At 62.3% G+C, this 16,151-nt stretch carries 18 protein-coding genes; 10 read left to right on the forward strand and 8 right to left on the reverse strand.

Translation table 11 applies throughout. The features are described from left to right. Positions 1-84 precede the first annotated feature (84 nt). The 4 genes from LSO07_RS26500 to LSO07_RS26515 are packed head-to-tail and all read right to left on the reverse strand — an operon-like array spanning position 85 to position 4,151. Positions 85-651 carry a carboxymuconolactone decarboxylase family protein gene (locus tag LSO07_RS26500; RefSeq protein ID WP_151097137.1) on the reverse strand — a complete coding sequence of 189 codons (567 nt, stop codon included), beginning with the start codon at positions 649-651 and terminating at the stop codon, positions 85-87. After that, a complete protein-coding gene (locus tag LSO07_RS26505) occupies positions 651-1,499 on the reverse strand; it encodes a fumarylacetoacetate hydrolase family protein (RefSeq protein WP_034746323.1) in 849 nt (282 codons plus the stop codon). The genes LSO07_RS26500 and LSO07_RS26505 overlap by 1 nt, the downstream gene beginning before the upstream one ends. Next, entirely contained in the window at positions 1,444-2,784 is a 1,341-nt protein-coding gene (locus LSO07_RS26510) for an MFS transporter (protein WP_191909768.1), read from the reverse strand. The genes LSO07_RS26505 and LSO07_RS26510 overlap by 56 nt, the downstream gene beginning before the upstream one ends. Before the next feature lie 2 nt (positions 2,785-2,786). Further along, a complete protein-coding gene (locus tag LSO07_RS26515; RefSeq protein ID WP_225317428.1) occupies positions 2,787-4,151 on the reverse strand; it encodes a KamA family radical SAM protein in 1,365 nt (454 codons plus the stop codon). 279 nt (positions 4,152-4,430) lie between these two features. On the opposite strand from LSO07_RS26515, the gene LSO07_RS26520 reads away from it, so the two are divergent. Both LSO07_RS26520 and LSO07_RS26525 read left to right on the forward strand, forming a co-directional pair. Next, a complete protein-coding gene (locus tag LSO07_RS26520) occupies positions 4,431-4,889 on the forward strand; it encodes a cache domain-containing protein (RefSeq protein WP_034780434.1) in 459 nt (152 codons plus the stop codon). Between the two features lie 68 nt (positions 4,890-4,957). After that, a complete protein-coding gene (locus LSO07_RS26525) occupies positions 4,958-6,658 on the forward strand; it encodes a methyl-accepting chemotaxis protein (RefSeq protein ID WP_151097141.1) in 1,701 nt (566 codons plus the stop codon). On the opposite strand, the gene LSO07_RS26530 is transcribed toward LSO07_RS26525, so the two are convergent. Next, positions 6,655-7,233, reverse strand: coding sequence for a DNA-3-methyladenine glycosylase (locus LSO07_RS26530; RefSeq protein WP_151097143.1), 579 nt, complete (start codon positions 7,231-7,233; stop codon positions 6,655-6,657). The genes LSO07_RS26525 and LSO07_RS26530 overlap by 4 nt on opposite strands. A gap of 290 nt (positions 7,234-7,523) precedes the next feature. Between LSO07_RS26530 and LSO07_RS26535 the strand changes: the two genes are divergently transcribed. From LSO07_RS26535 to LSO07_RS26545, 3 genes are all read left to right on the forward strand, one after another. Further along, positions 7,524-8,390: an HDOD domain-containing protein gene (locus tag LSO07_RS26535; protein WP_151097145.1), complete on the forward strand. Its 867-nt coding sequence runs from the start codon at positions 7,524-7,526 to the stop codon at positions 8,388-8,390. A gap of 106 nt (positions 8,391-8,496) precedes the next feature. Further along, positions 8,497-9,705, forward strand: a complete 1,209-nt coding sequence (locus LSO07_RS26540) for a hypothetical protein (RefSeq protein ID WP_092608634.1) — start codon at positions 8,497-8,499, stop codon at positions 9,703-9,705. A gap of 103 nt (positions 9,706-9,808) precedes the next feature. Further along, complete coding sequence (locus LSO07_RS26545) at positions 9,809-10,471, forward strand: hypothetical protein (protein ID WP_151097147.1); 663 nt, start codon at positions 9,809-9,811, stop codon at positions 10,469-10,471. A 9-nt stretch (positions 10,472-10,480) separates the two neighbouring features. Here the strand turns inward: LSO07_RS26545 and LSO07_RS26550 are convergent, their stop codons facing one another. After that, complete coding sequence (locus LSO07_RS26550; RefSeq protein WP_151097149.1) at positions 10,481-11,002, reverse strand: DNA-deoxyinosine glycosylase; 522 nt, start codon at positions 11,000-11,002, stop codon at positions 10,481-10,483. 95 nt (positions 11,003-11,097) lie between these two features. Between LSO07_RS26550 and LSO07_RS26555 the strand changes: the two genes are divergently transcribed. From LSO07_RS26555 to LSO07_RS26570, 4 genes are all read left to right on the forward strand, one after another. Further along, complete coding sequence (locus LSO07_RS26555) at positions 11,098-11,526, forward strand: Mpo1 family 2-hydroxy fatty acid dioxygenase (RefSeq protein ID WP_034780447.1); 429 nt, start codon at positions 11,098-11,100, stop codon at positions 11,524-11,526. Positions 11,527-11,679: 153 nt separating this feature from the next. Further along, on the forward strand, positions 11,680-12,129 hold the full coding sequence (locus LSO07_RS26560; protein ID WP_034780449.1) for a glycine zipper 2TM domain-containing protein: 450 nt from the start codon (positions 11,680-11,682) through the stop codon (positions 12,127-12,129). A 320-nt stretch (positions 12,130-12,449) separates the two neighbouring features. Further along, complete coding sequence (locus LSO07_RS26565) at positions 12,450-13,394, forward strand: DMT family transporter (protein WP_151097151.1); 945 nt, start codon at positions 12,450-12,452, stop codon at positions 13,392-13,394. Further along, positions 13,391-13,897, forward strand: a complete 507-nt coding sequence (locus LSO07_RS26570; RefSeq protein WP_151097153.1) for a GNAT family N-acetyltransferase — start codon at positions 13,391-13,393, stop codon at positions 13,895-13,897. The genes LSO07_RS26565 and LSO07_RS26570 overlap by 4 nt, the downstream gene beginning before the upstream one ends. 239 nt (positions 13,898-14,136) lie before the next feature. Here LSO07_RS26570 and LSO07_RS26575 read toward each other — a convergent pair whose 3' ends face one another. Further along, positions 14,137-14,274 (reverse strand): hypothetical protein, encoded by a 138-nt coding sequence (locus tag LSO07_RS26575; protein ID WP_157751284.1) that lies wholly within the window; start codon positions 14,272-14,274, stop codon positions 14,137-14,139. A gap of 218 nt (positions 14,275-14,492) precedes the next feature. Between LSO07_RS26575 and LSO07_RS26580 the strand changes: the two genes are divergently transcribed. Further along, complete coding sequence (locus LSO07_RS26580) at positions 14,493-14,672, forward strand: hypothetical protein (RefSeq protein WP_034746290.1); 180 nt, start codon at positions 14,493-14,495, stop codon at positions 14,670-14,672. Between the two features lie 11 nt (positions 14,673-14,683). Here the strand turns inward: LSO07_RS26580 and LSO07_RS26585 are convergent, their stop codons facing one another. Further along, positions 14,684-16,114, reverse strand: a complete 1,431-nt coding sequence (locus LSO07_RS26585) for a glycine betaine ABC transporter substrate-binding protein (protein WP_191909800.1) — start codon at positions 16,112-16,114, stop codon at positions 14,684-14,686. Positions 16,115-16,151 lie beyond the last annotated feature (37 nt).

Here is a 16,151-nt window from a genome sequence, read left to right on the forward strand (position 1 = left end):
GCAATGGAAAGGAAGTAAAATTATATATTGAATAATTGCAACTTCATTACACTTTGTCCATCTTTCCCAGAAAAACTCCTCTCATCAGGCGGGCATGGGCGGCACGCCCAATGCCGGCACGGCCGTCTGCGCGCCATTCATCACCATGGCCAGGAAGGTGTAGTAGCCATTGATACCCATCAAGTCGACCACGCCGTGCTCGCCAAACAGCGCCAGCGCCCGCGCATACGTGGCATCGCTGACGCGCTTGTTCTGCTGCAACTCGACGCAGAAGTCGTGCACGGCTTGCTCATCTTCTTTCAGGGCAAGCGGCATGCGCCGCGCGGCAATGGCGTCCACGGCCGCTTGCGCGATGCCGTTCTGCACGGCCAGCGGCGCGTGGATGGCCCATTCGACTTGCTGGTCCCACTGGCGCGCCGTCACCAGGATCGCCAGTTCCGACAGCCGCGTGCCGATGGCGCTGCGGTAGCGCAAATATTCGCCCATGCGCTGCGCCATTTCCATCAGTTCGGGACTGCGGATCAGCGGCACGAAAGGGCCGTACAGCGCACCGCGCGGACCATCGATGATGGCTTGCGCGGCCGCGCGCTGCTGGGCGTCGAGCTGGTTCAGCGGCAGCGGCGGCAAACGGTCGATATCGCTACCGGCCATCAGGCAGTCCAGGCGACCACGTCCTGTTGCTGTTCGCCGAGGCCGGCGATACCCAGGCGCATGCTGTCGCCCTTCTTCAGGAAGCGCTGCGGCTTGCGGCCCTGGCCCACGCCCGGCGGCGTACCCGTGGCGATGACGTCGCCCGGTTCCAGGGTCATGAATTGCGACAGGTAGCTGACGATCTGCGCCACCGTGAAGATCATGGTTTGCGTATTGCCAGTCTGCATGCGCTTGCCGTTGACTTCCAGGTACAGGTCCAGATCTTGCTCGTCGATGACTTCATCGCGCGTCACCAGCCACGGGCCGACGGGGCCGAAGGTGTCGCAGCCCTTGCCCTTGTCCCACTGGCCGCCCCGCTCCAGCTGGAATGAGCGCTCGGAAATGTCGTTGACGACGCAGTAACCGGCCACGTATTTCAGGGCATCCTCTTCGCTCACGTATTGCGCGCGCGTGCCGATGATCACGCCCAGCTCCACTTCCCAATCCGTCTTTTTCGAGCCTTTTGGCAGCACGACATTGTCATCCGGGCCATTCAGGCAAGTAATGGCCTTCATGAAGACGATGGGCTCGGCCGGGATAGCCATGCCGGACTCGGCCGCGTGATCCGCGTAATTGAGGCCGATGCCGATGAACTTGCCGACTTTCGCCAGCGGCACGCCGAAGCGTGGATTGCCGCGCACCAGGGGCAGCGTCTTTTCGTCCAGCTTGGCCAGCTTGCGCAGTGCCTTGTCGGACAGTTGCGCGCCGTCAATATCGGCAATCACGCCGGACAGGTCGCGCAGTTTGCCTTCTTCATCGATCAGGCCCGGTTTTTCCTTGCCTGGACGTCCATAACGAACGAGTTTCATAGTCTTCCTTGGAGTTGATCATTGCCGCTGTGCAGGCTGCCATTTTACCGGATGGTCCGGCACGCCAGCAGCGGTGAATGAAAAACATCGCAAGTCCCGGCAGTTGCAAGGCCGCCAGCACGCCAAACGCCGCCTGGTAAGCCTGCGGCGGATACTGCTGCTGGCTGTTCAGTGGCCAGCAGCCGAGGATCAAGCCAAAGCCCGCCTGCACCAGGAAGGCGCCAGTGAAAATGAGCAGATTGAGACAAGTGGCCGCCCTGCCCGTCAAGCTGGCCGGCATGCTTTGCGCGACGATCGCATACTCGAGCCCTGTCACCGTACCCAGCAAGGTAAACAGCACGGATAGCAAAGGCAGGCTGGGCAGCACATTGCATGCCATCGCCACTTGCACGGCGACAAACAGGACGATACCCACGCCCGCCACCTGCATGGGTGCAATACCGCGCCGCCCCGCCCACTCCGTCAGCATGCCCATGCCGATGGCGCCGAAGATGACGGCCGCCATGCCGAGGTACAACAGATATGCCACGCTGTCATCGGACATGCCGCCCACGTCGGCCAGCCAGCGCCCCACCCACAAGCCTTGCACGCCAAAGAACACCGTGTGCGGCAACAGGATCAGCGCGATGGTGCGGCGAAAGGCCCGGTCACGGTAGACACTCCACACGCTGACCTTGTTCATGGCCGCGGCAGGCAGGGGCATGGCCGGCGACAGCAGGCGGATCAGCAAGCCGATGGCCAGCGCCGCCAGCGCCAGGCCCAGGAACACGCCGCGCCAGTCCGTGTAGTGCAGGGCCAGCTTGACGGGCATGGTGGCCGTGGCCGCGCCCAAGCCACCCACGGCGATCAGGTAGCCATGCACGGAAGGCAGACGCGATGGCGCGATGGCGCACGAGATCGCCTTCACGGCCGCCATGAAACAGCCGCCCAGGCCCGCCCCCATCAGGGCGCGCGCCCACATCAGCTCGGTAAAGCTATGGCCCCGGCTGAACAGCCACACGCCCAGGGCGGCCAGCGCCAGCAGCCACAGTTGCACCGTGCGGGGGCCGTAGCGGTCGAGCGCCATGCCAATTGGCAATTGCACCAGAGCAAAGGCGAGAAAGAAGGCGCTGGTCAGCAGGCCCAGCTGGGCTGGCGTCAGGGCGATGGCGCCCAGTAATTCCGCCGTCAACACGGCATTGACGCCGCGCAACAGGCACGACAGGTAATGCCCGAGCGCGAACGGCAGGAACACGAGGCAAAACACGGCTACGCCGGAACGGGAAGAGCCGCCGGCGCCGTGCATGCTCAGGCGGCCTGCGCCAGGCGGATGATTTTATGCGGCACGTGCGGCACGGGTTCATCCGTTTCAAAGAAGAATTTTTCCTGGCCAAAGGCTGGCTTCAAATCGTCCATCCACGTCGCTTCCGCATCGAACTTGGCATAAAACGGCCGGCGCACCCAGTCCGGGTTGCGCGCCTGCAAAAATTGCAGGGCAAACAGTTTTTCGCCATGGATGGTGACGATGCCGTCGATGACGATCTTGCCGGGAAACGCGCTCATGGACGGTCCGCGCACCGTGCGCGACAGGCCGGACACCATCTGGTAGGCGGCCTGGAAAATCTCGTGCGCCTTCGCCAGGGGCAACTCGAAATAGGCGCGCGGGCCCGTGTCCCGTTCGACAAACATGTAATACGGAATCGCCCCCAGGCGCGTGCCCGTCTGCCACAACTCGGCCCAGCTTGCCGGGTCTTCATTGATGTGGCGAATCAGCGGCCCCTGCATGCGCAAGGTGGCCCCCGTGGAGACGATGCGTTTCACGGCTTGCTGGGCGATGTCCTGGCGCAACTCGACGGCATGGCTGTAATGGCCCATCACGGCCAGGTTCTTGCCCGCCTTGACGATGCGCTCGAACAGGCGCATCAAGTCGTCCGCATCGCGGTCCGAGACAAAGCGCTGCGGCCAATACGCCACCGCCTTGGTGCCGATGCGGATGTTCTGGATATGTTCCAGGCCCGGCGCCAGCAGCGGCTCCAGGTAGGCAGCCAGTTGCCGCGTATTCATGATCATCGGGTCGCCGCCCGTGATCAGCACGTCCGTCACTTCCGGATGCAGTTGCAGGTAGGCGGCCAGCTCATGCGACTCGTGCGCATCAAACTTCATGTCGTCCATGCCGACGAACTGGGGCCAGCGGAAGCAGAAGGTGCAATACGCGTGGCAGGTCTGCCCCGCGCTGGGAAAAAACAGCACCGTTTGCGCATATTTATGCTGCAAGCCGCGCACGGGCGCATCGTTGACCCGGGGCACGTTGTGCGTCATCTGGCCGGCCGGATGGGGATTCATGCCCAGGCGCAAGCCATGCACATAGGCGTCGATGGCCGCCTTGTCGCGCTGCACCAGCACCAGCTCGCGCAAGTGCGCGTACTGCTCGGGCGGCAGCATGTCGCGGTGCGGGAAGACGAGGCGGTAGATGGGGTCGTCCGGGATGTTGTTCCAGTCGATCAACTGATCGAGCACATAGGCATTGGTGCGAAATGGCAAGACGTGCGACACCACTTGCACGGCTTCGCGCTGCTCTTCCGGCAGCCATTCCCACTGCCGCGCCTGTTGAATGGTGTGCCGCGTATACGGCTTGAACTTGGGTGAAAACGGCTCGGTAATGGGTGCGGACACGATCTGCTCCTTGCCTGTAAATAGCGATAACTTTCATGAAACCAGCTCCATATCGGCCAATTCCGGCCTCTTCCCCCATGCCAGGCCAGCTCGGCATGCTGTGAAAGTCATCATAGTTCTTGCTGCTTGGAACCAAATTGCTACATATCAACAAGCAGTCGATACGTTGCATGCTGCCTACAAGCAACACTGTAGTTTGTTCCATCGCAATTTGATGGGACCGCCGGCGACGTAAATTACGACTTGGCAACACATCCCTCGATACCACAAGGAGCTTTCATGAAACGCTTATTCACGGGTAGCCTGCTGTGCCTGGCATTTGCCGGCGGCAGCGTCAGCGCCGCGGTTGAACCAACGGAAAAAGACGCCATCGCCATGGCCGAACGGGGTGCCGCCTTCATGAAGGCGCATGGCAAGGAAGAAATGATGAAGAAAATCACGGCGAAAGACCCGGACTTCGTGCAGGGCTCGCTGTATGTGGACATGCGCGACATCAAGACGGGCATCGTGCTGGCCCACCCCATCAATCCTTCCATCGTGGGCAAGGATTTGACGGATGTCCCTGACGCGAATGGCAAGAAATATCGCCGTGAAATCATCGAGCTGGCGCAAAAGCAGGGCAAGGGCTGGGTCGATTACCAGTACAAGAACCCAACCAGCGGCAAGATCGAACCGAAGACCACGTACATCCTGCGCGTCAACGATGTGGTGCTGGAAGCGGGGATCTACAAGAAATAGGGCAAGGGCGGCGCGCACGAACGCCGCGCGCCGCCTGCGGTTGAAACAGCCATAGCCAGGAGTCAAGCATGCTCAATCGATTACGCATCGGACCAAAATTATTGCTGGCGCCCACCCTGGTCCTGCTGCTGCTGATACTCAGCTCGACCGGCGCCTGGTATGGCATGGTGCGACAAAATGCCTCGCTGGAAAACATGGTACGGGTACGCATCACGCATTTGAAGGCGGCCGCCGACGTACTAGGCGAGGCCAGGCATGTGCACGGCAATATGTACCAGTTGCTGTCGTGGACGAATGGCAGCTTCGCCAAGGCCCGCCTCGATACGCTGGAGCAACAGATCAAGGCGCGCCATGCGGCCATCGGCACCCAGCTGGCCACGCTGCGCGCCACGGCCACGGGCGCCGAACGCACCCTGGTCGATGCGGCCATCACGGCCCTGGCCGGCTATCGCAAGGCGGTGCTGGAAACCATGGAAATGGCGCAGATGGACCAGTCGATCGCCACCAATTCCATGCTCAAGGCGGAAACCCAATTCGTCCAGTTCAATACGCAGCTGACACAACTGTCCGCCCTGGAAACGACGCTCAGCAGCCAGGCCCATGCGACGGCCAGCGCCGAATTCCGCACCTTGGGCTGGAGCCTGCTGTTGACGGTGCTGCTGTCGATCCTCGTCTCCATCGTGGTGACCATGCTGGTGCGGCGCGCCATGCTGGTGGAAATCCGCGGCATTGCCGACGCCGTGCAAGACCTGGCGGCGGGCAAGCTGATGGCCGGCGCGCCCAAGCAAGGCAATGACGAAATCGCCGCCACGTCGCGCGTGCTGGACCAGACCATCGCCCACCTGAACCAGACCTTGCGCACCATCATGGGCGCCGTGCAATCGATCGACACGGCGTCGCGCGAAATTGCCACCGGCAATCTGGATCTGTCGGCGCGCACGGAAATGCAGGCCAGTTCGCTGGAAGAAACGTCGAGCGCCATGGAAACGCTGACGCAAGCCGTGAATGACAACGCCGACAACGCCCAGCTGGCCTGCGAGCTGGCGGGGCAAGCATCGACCCTGGCCGTGCAAGGGGGCGAGTCGATGCAGCAAGCCGTGACGACGATGGCGACAATACGGGCCAATTCGCGCCAGATCGTGGACATTATCGGCGTGATCGATAGTATTTCCTTCCAGACCAATATCCTCGCGCTGAATGCGGCAGTGGAAGCGGCGCGCGCGGGCGAACAGGGCCGCGGCTTTGCCGTAGTGGCGTCCGAAGTACGCACCCTGGCGCAGCGCTCGGCCCAGGCGGCCAAGGAAATCAAGACCCTGATCGCCACCTCGGTCACTACCATCGATGGCGGCAGCGTGGCCGTGCAGCAGGCGGGCGACAGCATGGACGCCATCGTTGCCTCGGTGCAGCAAGTCAACGAGATCATCCAGCGCGTGAAACAGGCCAGCGCGGAACAGGCCTCGGGCATCACGGAAGTGAATCAGGCCGTCGCGCAAATGGATGACGTCACCCAGCAAAATGCGGCCCTGGTGGAACAGGCGGCGGCGGCAGCGGCCAGTTTGCAGGACCAGGCCGTCAAATTGTCGGCGGCCGTGGCCGTGTTCACCCTGGACGAGCTGCCCGCCGCGCCGACAGGCCACACCGAAGACGAGGCATTCCGGCATCCGGCCAGCCCCGTCGCGGGAACGGACCGGCGCGCGCCGCGCAGCCCGCTACGCGGCATACCCGGCCGGCCTGGCGCCAAGGATGCCTCGCGGCGCCAGCGCAGCTAGATGGCGGGCACGCGCATCGGTTTACTCAGATAGCGCGAACCGGCCAGCACGAAACGCCACGGCGTGTCCATCGCCTTGGAAATGCCGATGCGCGAGCCCGCCTGCACCGTCACCTCTTCCTCGCGGGCCAGCAGCATGAACGGCGGGGCATCGAGCGCCAGGCGGTTTTGCAGATGGCTCACGCCGAGCGCCTGGCACACCTTGCCCGGCCCCGAGCACAGCAGCCGCGCATCCTCGACGCCGCGCCGTTCGCGCATGGCATCGAGTCCCGCCACGGGTTCGATGGCGCGGATCAGCACGCCCGCGCCATGCCCCGCTTCGCGGCACACAAAGTTCAGGCACCAGTGGATACCGTATGAGCGGTAGACATAGGCGTGCGCAGGCGGGCCGAACATGGCCGCATTGCGCGGCGTCATGCCCCCATACGTGTGCGAAGCGGGGTCCAGCCGGTCATACGCTTCCGTTTCCACGATACGCCCGCCGATGCCGTCGACCAGCACGGTCACGCCGATCAGCTGGCGCGCCACGCTGCTGGAATCGTCCGCAAAATCGATACCCGCAAGGATTTTTTTCATCCGGCAATTGTACTGCCGCACATCCCGCCGCACGCCTTGCCCCACCTTGAAAACAAATACAACTTGATCTTTTCATCATGAATATCAGGATGGGCAGCGTCGTAAAATGACGAAAATGGCGGCGAGTCCAGGCCAAAACGGGAATTTTTGCGACAATATATTGCAGATATGAACTATTGCCATGCATAAACAGCGATAATCGTCGGGCACTGCGCCAGACGCTCATGAAGCAGGCAGCGGCAGCGCACGACAGAATAAGCACCGGGCACAAAAATGATGATGAAAGCGTGATGATGAGAGCGGCAGCGCAAAAGCAGGTAGAGCAGGAAGATCCGGTTGACGCCTTGATGCGTTCCATCCGCATCCCGCCGCGTCCCAGCCTGCTGGTCGACTTGCAGCGCGAACTGGCGGAGCAAGACCCGTCGCCGCGCCGCATCGCGCGCATCATCGCCGACGATGTCGGCATGTCCGGCGCCCTGCTGAAACTGGCCAATTCGCCCTTCTATGGCGCCGCGCGCAAGGCCAAGTCCGTCGAGCAAGGTATCAACTTTCTCGGCATCAACCAGTGCAGCGCCATGATGACGGGCTTGCTGGCACGCCAGGCGCTGGAAGCGGAAGGCGTGGAACTGACCAACTTCTGGGATGTGTCGGCCAAGCGCGCGCGCGCGCTGGTATTTACCTCGCGCAAGCTGCGCATCGCCCCGCCCGACATCGCCCATACCTTCGGTCTGTTCTGCGATATCGGCGTGCCCCTGCTGATGAACCGCTTCCCCGACTACGTCAACACCTACGCGGCGGCCGCCAACGATGCGCACAATTGTTTTACGACCCTGGAAGACGCGCGCCACCAGACCAACCACGCGGCCATCGGCTGCTTGCTGGCACGCAACTGGGGCTTGTCCTCGGACGTCTCGTGGGCCATCCTGCACCACCACGACTACGCGGTGCTGGCCGACCCGTCCACGGACGATGCCATCCGCTCGCTCGTCGCCCTGTCGCTGCTGGCCGAAAAGGGCATTCAGCGCTACCATGGCAACAGTACCTCGCTGGAGTGGGACAAGGGCGGAGAACTTGCCTGCCAGCATCTCGGCCTGTCGCAGGAAGAAGCCGCCGACCTGCTCGACGAACTGCACGAGATGTTCGATACCGACCATTGATGTATCGGGCGGCCGCGGCCGCCTGTATGATCCGTTCCGGCGCCCGGCAAAGCCCTGGCGCCCGTTTCCGTTTGCCTGACCCGTATTTATTAACCTGTTGATCGCCATGCCCAAAAATAAGCGCCCTGTCCCCCGTAAATCCGCCAACACGCCTGAAGACAAGGACGAGTCCGTCACGCGCATGCTGTGCACGATGGCCCTGAACCTGGCGGAGCAGGAAGACAGCGAATCGCAAGGCACGGTGCTGGCCGAGCAAGCCGTCGAGTTCGGCCGCCTGATCCGCAAGGCCTTGAATCAAAAGAAGGATGAAATCCTGTATGACGCCATCGAGCGCGCCAAGTACGAAGACGTGGGCGCCTACCAGTACCTGCGCAGCCATATCGAAGAAGCGGCGTCCATTTCCGTGATCCGCCGCGAGAATGCCCCGGCCATGGAAATCAACGCCTTTGTCGTGCCCCTGCTGGTGCAAAGCACGGGCGGTTTGAAGGAAGCGGACAGCTTCCAGGACCAGGACGCTTTCGAAGCGCTGGTGAAGAGTTTCCAGCAGGCAGAACTGGAAAGCGCCAAGGCCAAGGTCGTCTTGATGAGCCATGCCTACGACCTCGATGAAATCGACCGCATCACCTATAGCCATTTGCACGAGATGGTGCGCGACGCCTACGCGTCGATGACAGACAAGAAGATCGTCGCCACGCCGGGCCTGGAAAGCAGCATCGTCGGCTGGAGCGAGACGGCCTTCGGCCCGCAGGACACGGCCGTCGAGCTGCGCTTCCTGCTGGGCTTTGCCTTGAAACGCGTGGACGACCCGTTCTATGCGGAACCGAAGGACGAAGCGGCGCTCGATGCCTGGTTCGATGCGCGCATGGCCCGCTACCAGCAATGGACGACGGAAGTGGGTGATCTGGTAAAACGCTGCCTGGCGCCGGCCGGCAACGCCCTGGAAGTGAGTTTCCTCTATCAGGATCTGTTCCACGGCGGCAAGGAACAAGGCATGAGCGAGTATGCGATGCTGCAGATGATGTCCGGCATCAACCATGCATTGGCGGAAAACAACGTCGATGCCGGCGACGTCTCGGTGGTCGTCGGCCCGGCCGATGAACACGGCGAAATGCTATTGCGCGTCAACGTCAGCACGGCGGGCGGCGAGCTGCTGCACAGCGCCGACAAGCCGCTGGACCTGGCCGCCGACCTGCAGGATGAAGTCGACGACATCTGCGACGCGCTGGCCACCATCGGCGTGACCCGCTTGTCCGTGGCGCTGAAATTCGACGCCAAGGGACAGCCGCTGGAAGCGCAGCCGTACGCGCCGGCGTAAGTCCCGTCGCCTCCTCCGTCGCCTGCCATCTTGGCAAGCGGCAATTATCAAGATACCATCTCCGCGAGCGCGCGCCAGCCTGGCGCACCTTCCGGAGATGCGCATGCCCCAGCCGCAACTGATCAATATTGTCACCCATGTGCTGGCCGGCAGCGCCGCCATCGGCCTGGGCCTGCTCCTGCTGACCACGGCCAAGGGCACGCCGCAGCACCGCCGCCGCGGCAGGCTGTTCGCGTGGCTGACCTTGCTGGTCTGCGCCACGGCCGCCATAGGCAATCTGCTGTTTGACTATCGCCCCGTCTTTGCCGTGCTGACGGTGCTGGTGCTGTACCAGCTGCTGAGCGGTTGGCGCGCCGTGTACACGCGCGATGCCGGTCCGCAAGCCGTCGATGGCGCGATGACGGCAGCCGCGCTGGCGGCGGGCGGGATGATCCTGTTGCGCCTGCAGCACGATGCTTCCGGACAGCAAACCATCGTCGTGCTGTCCTCGCTGGGCGGCCTGGCCACCATCCTCGTCTACGACGCCGCGCGCTGGCTCTTTCCCCGCCGCTGGCATGGCATGTTGTGGCGCTATGAACATATCTACAAGCTGCTCGCCTCGCTGTTCGCCATGCTTTCGGCCGCCGCGGGCAACCTGCTGCGCATGGGCCAGCCCTGGACGCAGCTGGCGCCATCCCTGCTGGGTTTGATCTGCATCGCCTGGTTCTGGCGGCGCCAGTACCGGCAGGAACAGGCGCAGCGCCTCATGCACAGGCTTGCCGCCTGACATGCCATCTCACCGGCGCAAAGCCAGCCACGCCTGCAATTTGTGCGCATACGCCAGGGTGTAGGCGGGACTGCTCGACGGCAAGCTGACGATGCGGTAGCGCTGCGCGTGCTCGCCCAGCACCTTGATGCCCAGCTTGGCTGCCGTGCCGCCGTTGAAGGCGATCGTGTCCAATTGCGGCAGGCTGGCGGCCAGGGCCACCAGGTCGTTGTCGTCGCGGGCGCGGATATTGCTATCCAGGCTGCCCGTACGCTGCGCCTGCGCCACCACGTCCCACAGGCCCACGCCGTGCGCCAATAAGGTACTCAAGCGAACTGCGTAAGGCAGGCTGGTCAGATCCACGCCCAGCACCTCGCCCAGCAGCATCCAGAACTTGTTTTGCGGATGCGCATAGTATTGGCTGTGCGCCAGCGATTTTTCTCCGGGCAGGCTGCCCAGTATCAGCAAGCGCGTATCGGCGTCGACGACGGGATCGAAACAGCGCTTGCGCGGGTCGGCGACCACGTCTGGCAAGAAGGCTGGGCTATTCAAATGAGCGGTCCGGAAGGGGAAATGAAGGGCCATTTTACCCGGCCACGCGACGGTGTAGAATTCCCGGACAACTATCCCTAAACAAGAGACCGCCCATGCGCACCATCGACACCCTGCTGGCCCAGTATGGCGAAAGCCACCGCAACCATGTCAATGAATGGGTGCACATCGTGTGCGTGCCGCTGATCGTTTTCAGCCTGCTGGGGCTGCTGTGGAGCATACATCCCAGCGTGGCGCTGCTCGGCAGTATTCTGGCCTTATACTATTATTACAAGCTGTCACGTCCGTTTGCTGCGGGCATGCTGGCGATGCTGGCCGCCATGCTGGGCCTGCTGCTGCTCATGCCGGCGCTGACCATCCTGCCCGTGTCGCTGGCGCTGTTCGTGCTGGCCTGGATAGGCCAGTTCATCGGCCACCAGATCGAAGGCAAGAAACCGTCGTTTCTGGACGACTTGCGCTTTTTACTGGTGGGGCCGCTGTTCGTGCTGGGATTTTTGTACCGGCGCCTGCGGCTGGCGTATTGAGCGGCAAGTGCTCATGTAGTCATGTGGTTACGCTGGGCCGGTAACAGATTTTTACTATTCGCAACTAGTTATCTGAGGCAAGTGTCCTTATGATAAGTCATCATCTGCCGGTCGACGCAATCGGCAACCAACTTTTGTCCAAGGGAGTCCCATATGAAAGCACCAATTATTGCAGTGGCATTGCTCGCCACCCTGGCCGGCTGCGCCGTACAACCGAACTCGGCAAATGTCTACAATGCGCGCCAGGCGCAGAACGAACAATCGGTTCGCATGGGCACGGTTGAATCCGTGCGCCAGGTAACCATCGACAAGGGTGAAACGGGCACGGGCGTGCTGGCCGGCGCGGCGCTGGGCGGCGTGGCTGGCTCGACCGTCGGTGGCGGCAAGGGCGCCATCGCGGCCAGCATCCTCGGCGCTGTCGCGGGCGGCATGGCCGGCAAGAGCATCGAAGCGAATGCCTCGAACAAACCCGGCCTGGAAATCACCGTGCGCCTGGACAATGGCGACATGCGCGCCATCGTGCAAGATGCCGACGAACTGTTCCGCCCGGGCGAGCGCGTGCGCCTGCTGTCCGATGGCCGCAAGACCCGCGTCACGCATTGATCTGCTTGCCGGCGCATGCGCTCAGCCGAATGCGCCGGCAGCGAGCAAGGCGGAAGGGTGCAGCCAGATGGCAAGCACAGCGGTCACGACGACATACACAAGCACGCTCCATATTTTGATCTGCAGTGAGGCTGGCATGGCGTCTCCCCTTTAAAGATGCAATTCAGAAAATATTTACTTGATATTAATGTAAGTATTTTCATAAATTCAACATTTTCCAGAAGCACTGCGCTGGCTCAATCCCGGGTGTCTCCTGACGGCACATTGGGCAAGCTCGGCCGGGACTCGCCATCCCCGCGCGATATCCGTATACTTGCGCGATGTCCTCTCCTCTCCTGTTCATCATTGCCTGCCTGATCTGGGGCTCCACCTTCTGGGCCATCACCTTGCAGCTGGGCGATGTCGCCCCCGCCGTTTCCGTGGTCTACCGCTTCGGCCTCGCGTCCGCCACCCTGTTTGCCTGGTGCGCCTTGCGCGGCGACCGCTTGCGCCTGCCCTGGCGCGCGCAGCAATGGATGCTGCTGCAGGGACTGGCCTCGTTTGCCCTCAGCTATGTGTGCACGTACAGCTCGGAGCAATACCTGGTGTCGGCCCTCGTCAGCGTGCTGTTTGCCCTGATGGTCTTCTGGACGCCATTGCTCAACCGCATCGCCTTCGGCACGCCCATCACCTGGAGTACCTGCTGCGCGGCATTTGTCGCCATCTGCGGCATCGTGCTGCTGTTTTACCAGTCCATCGGCGCGGCGCTGCACGATATTCTGGGCGGCGGGAATGGCCATTTCCTGCTCGGTTTCATGCTGGCCCTGGTGGCCACCGTGTCGAGCACGGTGGGCAATGCCCTCGTCATGAAAGTGCGCGAACATTCCGGCAACGTGATGCTGACCATGGCCTGGACCATGCTGTGGGGCACCTTGATGGTGGCCGTCTGGGCCATCGCCACGGGGCAGCCCTGGCAGTTGCCCGCGCGCCCCAGTTACTGGATGGGATTGTTGTACCTGGCCATCTTCGGCTCGGTGATCGCCTTCAGCGCCTATTTCACGTTAATCGCCCGCATCGGCACGCAAAAGACCGTGTACATCGGCGTCGTCACGCCCGTCATTTCCGTACTGCTGTCGGTGCAGTTCGAACACTACCGGCCCGCCGCCATCGAATGGGCGGGCATGGTGCTGTGCCTGTCCAGTGTGGCCTGGGCCCTGACGTCGGGCGCGCGCAAGACAAGTACCATTGCTTCCCTTTCCACCACTTCACCAACAAAGGCAACATGAGCACCTCTTCCTCCCTCGCCATTCGTCCCGCGACCGCATCCGACGTGGCTGCCATCTTTGGCATGATCCATGAACTGGCCGTGTTTGAAAAACTCGAGCACATGATGATCGCCAGGGAATCCATGCTGCACGACAGCCTGTTCGGCGCCCATCCCGCATGCGAAGCGCTGGTCGGCGAAGAAGATGGTGAAGTGGTGACCTTCGCCCTGTTCTTCCATAATTTTTCCACCTTCCTGTGCCGCAAGGGCCTGTACCTGGAAGACCTGTATGTGAAGCAATCGGTGCGCGGCAAGGGCTATGGCAAGCAGATGCTGGTGGCGCTGGCGCAACTGGCCGTCGAACGCGATTGCGGCCGCTTCGAATGGTCGGTGCTGGACTGGAATGAAAACGCGATCAACTTCTACAAGGGCATGGGTGCGGACGTGATGCCGGACTGGCGCATCTGCCGGGTCGCCGGCGATGCCTTGACGCAATTGTCGGCAGGTACGCCAAAGCCGGCCTGATTGGAGCGGGAACTGCAAGGAGGGGAACTGTAGCGTAAGTTCCAAAAAAATCCCCGCGGGCTAGCGGCACCGCGGGGTGAACCCATTGTCAAGTGGGAGGGGGGAGAATGCAATCAACGGTTATCAATATAAACGCTGCCGCTTGCCAACACGCCGACCTTTACATTTGCTTACCGGGCCTTACATTTGACTTAAATCTGCCAACCAAGTGTCACCGAGTGTCGCTTGAAAGACACTGATTATTTCCGTGGTTCAATCAATGTGCCGTGCAAACCGATATGTTGTTGCGCAACCCCACTGCCACCCTGCGCATTTTTATAGATTTGGTACACTGTCAAACAGGCGATGCAGCCAGCAACCACGGCAAAAATGACCATGCGACGCTCCTTGAGTATGCTTGAGGGAATCAGGGCCTGCGACGACTGATGATGACCAGGCGAGCAGGGAAGATTCAGTGTGGCATCTTAGGTCTGGGGGGCATTGTGCAATGTCAAACGCGCCAATTTGACGAGGTCATGGCATTTGATATGGCGCAAAGTGGCAGCATTCCGCTCACACAAAATGAACGCATCATTACGCACCTGGGAGCCACATCATGAATGTCTCTGCCAAACCGCTCGTCATGAAAATCTACCGCGCCTACCTGCGCTCCCGCCTGGAACGCTATACGCGCGACTTGCAAGCCATCGCCGAACAGCGCGAGAACGATTTCCAGGCTGAACGCATCCTGCACCAGGCCGTCGTCTCGGTGCGCTCCAAACTGCACTCGCTGTAACCGTGATGCCGTCAGTGCTGCCGGCCGGCCACGGCCCAGCGCTCCACCAGCTCGAACAAGCCTTGCGTCAGCAGGGCCAGCACGGCTGCGGGGATCGCGCCGGCCAGCAGCATGTCGTTGTCATTCAGCGCCAGGCCGATGGTGATGCGTTCGCCGTAACCGCCGGCGCCGATGAAGGCGGCGATGGTGGCCGTGCCCACGCTCATCACGGCCGCCGTTTTCACGCCCGCCAGCATCACCGGCAAGGCCAGCGGCAAGTCCACGTGCAGCAGGCGATCGCGCTTGTTCAAACCCAGCGCCAGCGCCGCCATGCGCAAGCCCTGCGGCACCTGCAGGATGCCCGTGCACGTGTTGCGCACGATGGGCAGCAAGGCATACACGAATAGGGCCACCAGCGCAGGTACGGTGCCGATCATGCCCAGCACGGGGATCAATATCGCCAGCAGGGCCAGCGACGGCACCGTCTGCAGCACGCCGACGAAGGCCAGCACCGTTTGCCGCAGCGGCGCCGAAAACGCCGCCAGCACGCCCAGCGGAATGCCGATCACGCACGCCAATGCCACCGACAGCAGTACCAGGGTCAGATGCTGGCGCGTCAGGGTCCACAAGTCGTCGCCGATGATTTTATCGAGCAGATTGCTGCGCGCGGCGGCCGGTTTGCTCGCCTGCGTGCCGGACGCCAGCCACTGCCGCGCCACGTCAGAGAAAGTCTTGCCATCGATTTCCACGGCCGCATTCATGGCGATCATGTCGCCCTCGCTGATGCGTCCCTGCAGCCGCAGCAAAGCCTGCCAAGCGGAGGGAAAACGCTGCGGCACGTCGAGCCGGTACAGGAGCATGGCGTCGTAGCGGGGAAAATACTGCTGCGTGTCGGCCAGCACGCGCAAGCCGTACTGGCGGATCTTCGCGTCCGTCGAATAAATGTCGATCACGTCCACCTGGCGCTGCGCCAGCGCTTCATAGGCGATGCCGTGATCGAGGCCGCGCGGGCGCTGCGGCAAGCCATAGCGCGCGGCCAGGCCCGGCCAGCCATCGACCCGGCCGATGAATTCATGCGACAGGCCGAATGTCAGGGCCGGATGCTGCGCCAGCTGTCCCAGGCTGGCGATGGATTTTTCATCACCGCGCATGGCCAGCGCATACGTATTGTTGAAGCCCAGCGGCACGGCCACGCCCAGCCCCAGCGCCGCCAGTTCGCGCCGCATCTGCGCCAGATCGATGGCCTTGTCGTGCTTGAGGATTTCGCTGGCGATGGTGCCCATGTATTCGGCATATACGTCGATGCTGCCCGCCTGCAGCGCAGCGAGCACGATGGCCGTGTTGCCCAGGCCCTGGCGGTGCTGCGCCCTGACGTGCGGCGCGGCGCTCTGCTGGAGGATTTCGCCGAGAATATACGATTCCGTGAAGCGCTTCGAGCCCACCTTCAAGGTGCCTCCATCCATGGCATGCGCAGGTGCGGCGGCGAAGAGGAGCAACAAC

The sequence above is a fragment of the Janthinobacterium sp. PLB04 genome (assembly GCF_021165895.1).
In the GTDB taxonomy this organism is placed as follows: domain Bacteria; phylum Pseudomonadota; class Gammaproteobacteria; order Burkholderiales; family Burkholderiaceae_D; genus Janthinobacterium; species Janthinobacterium lividum.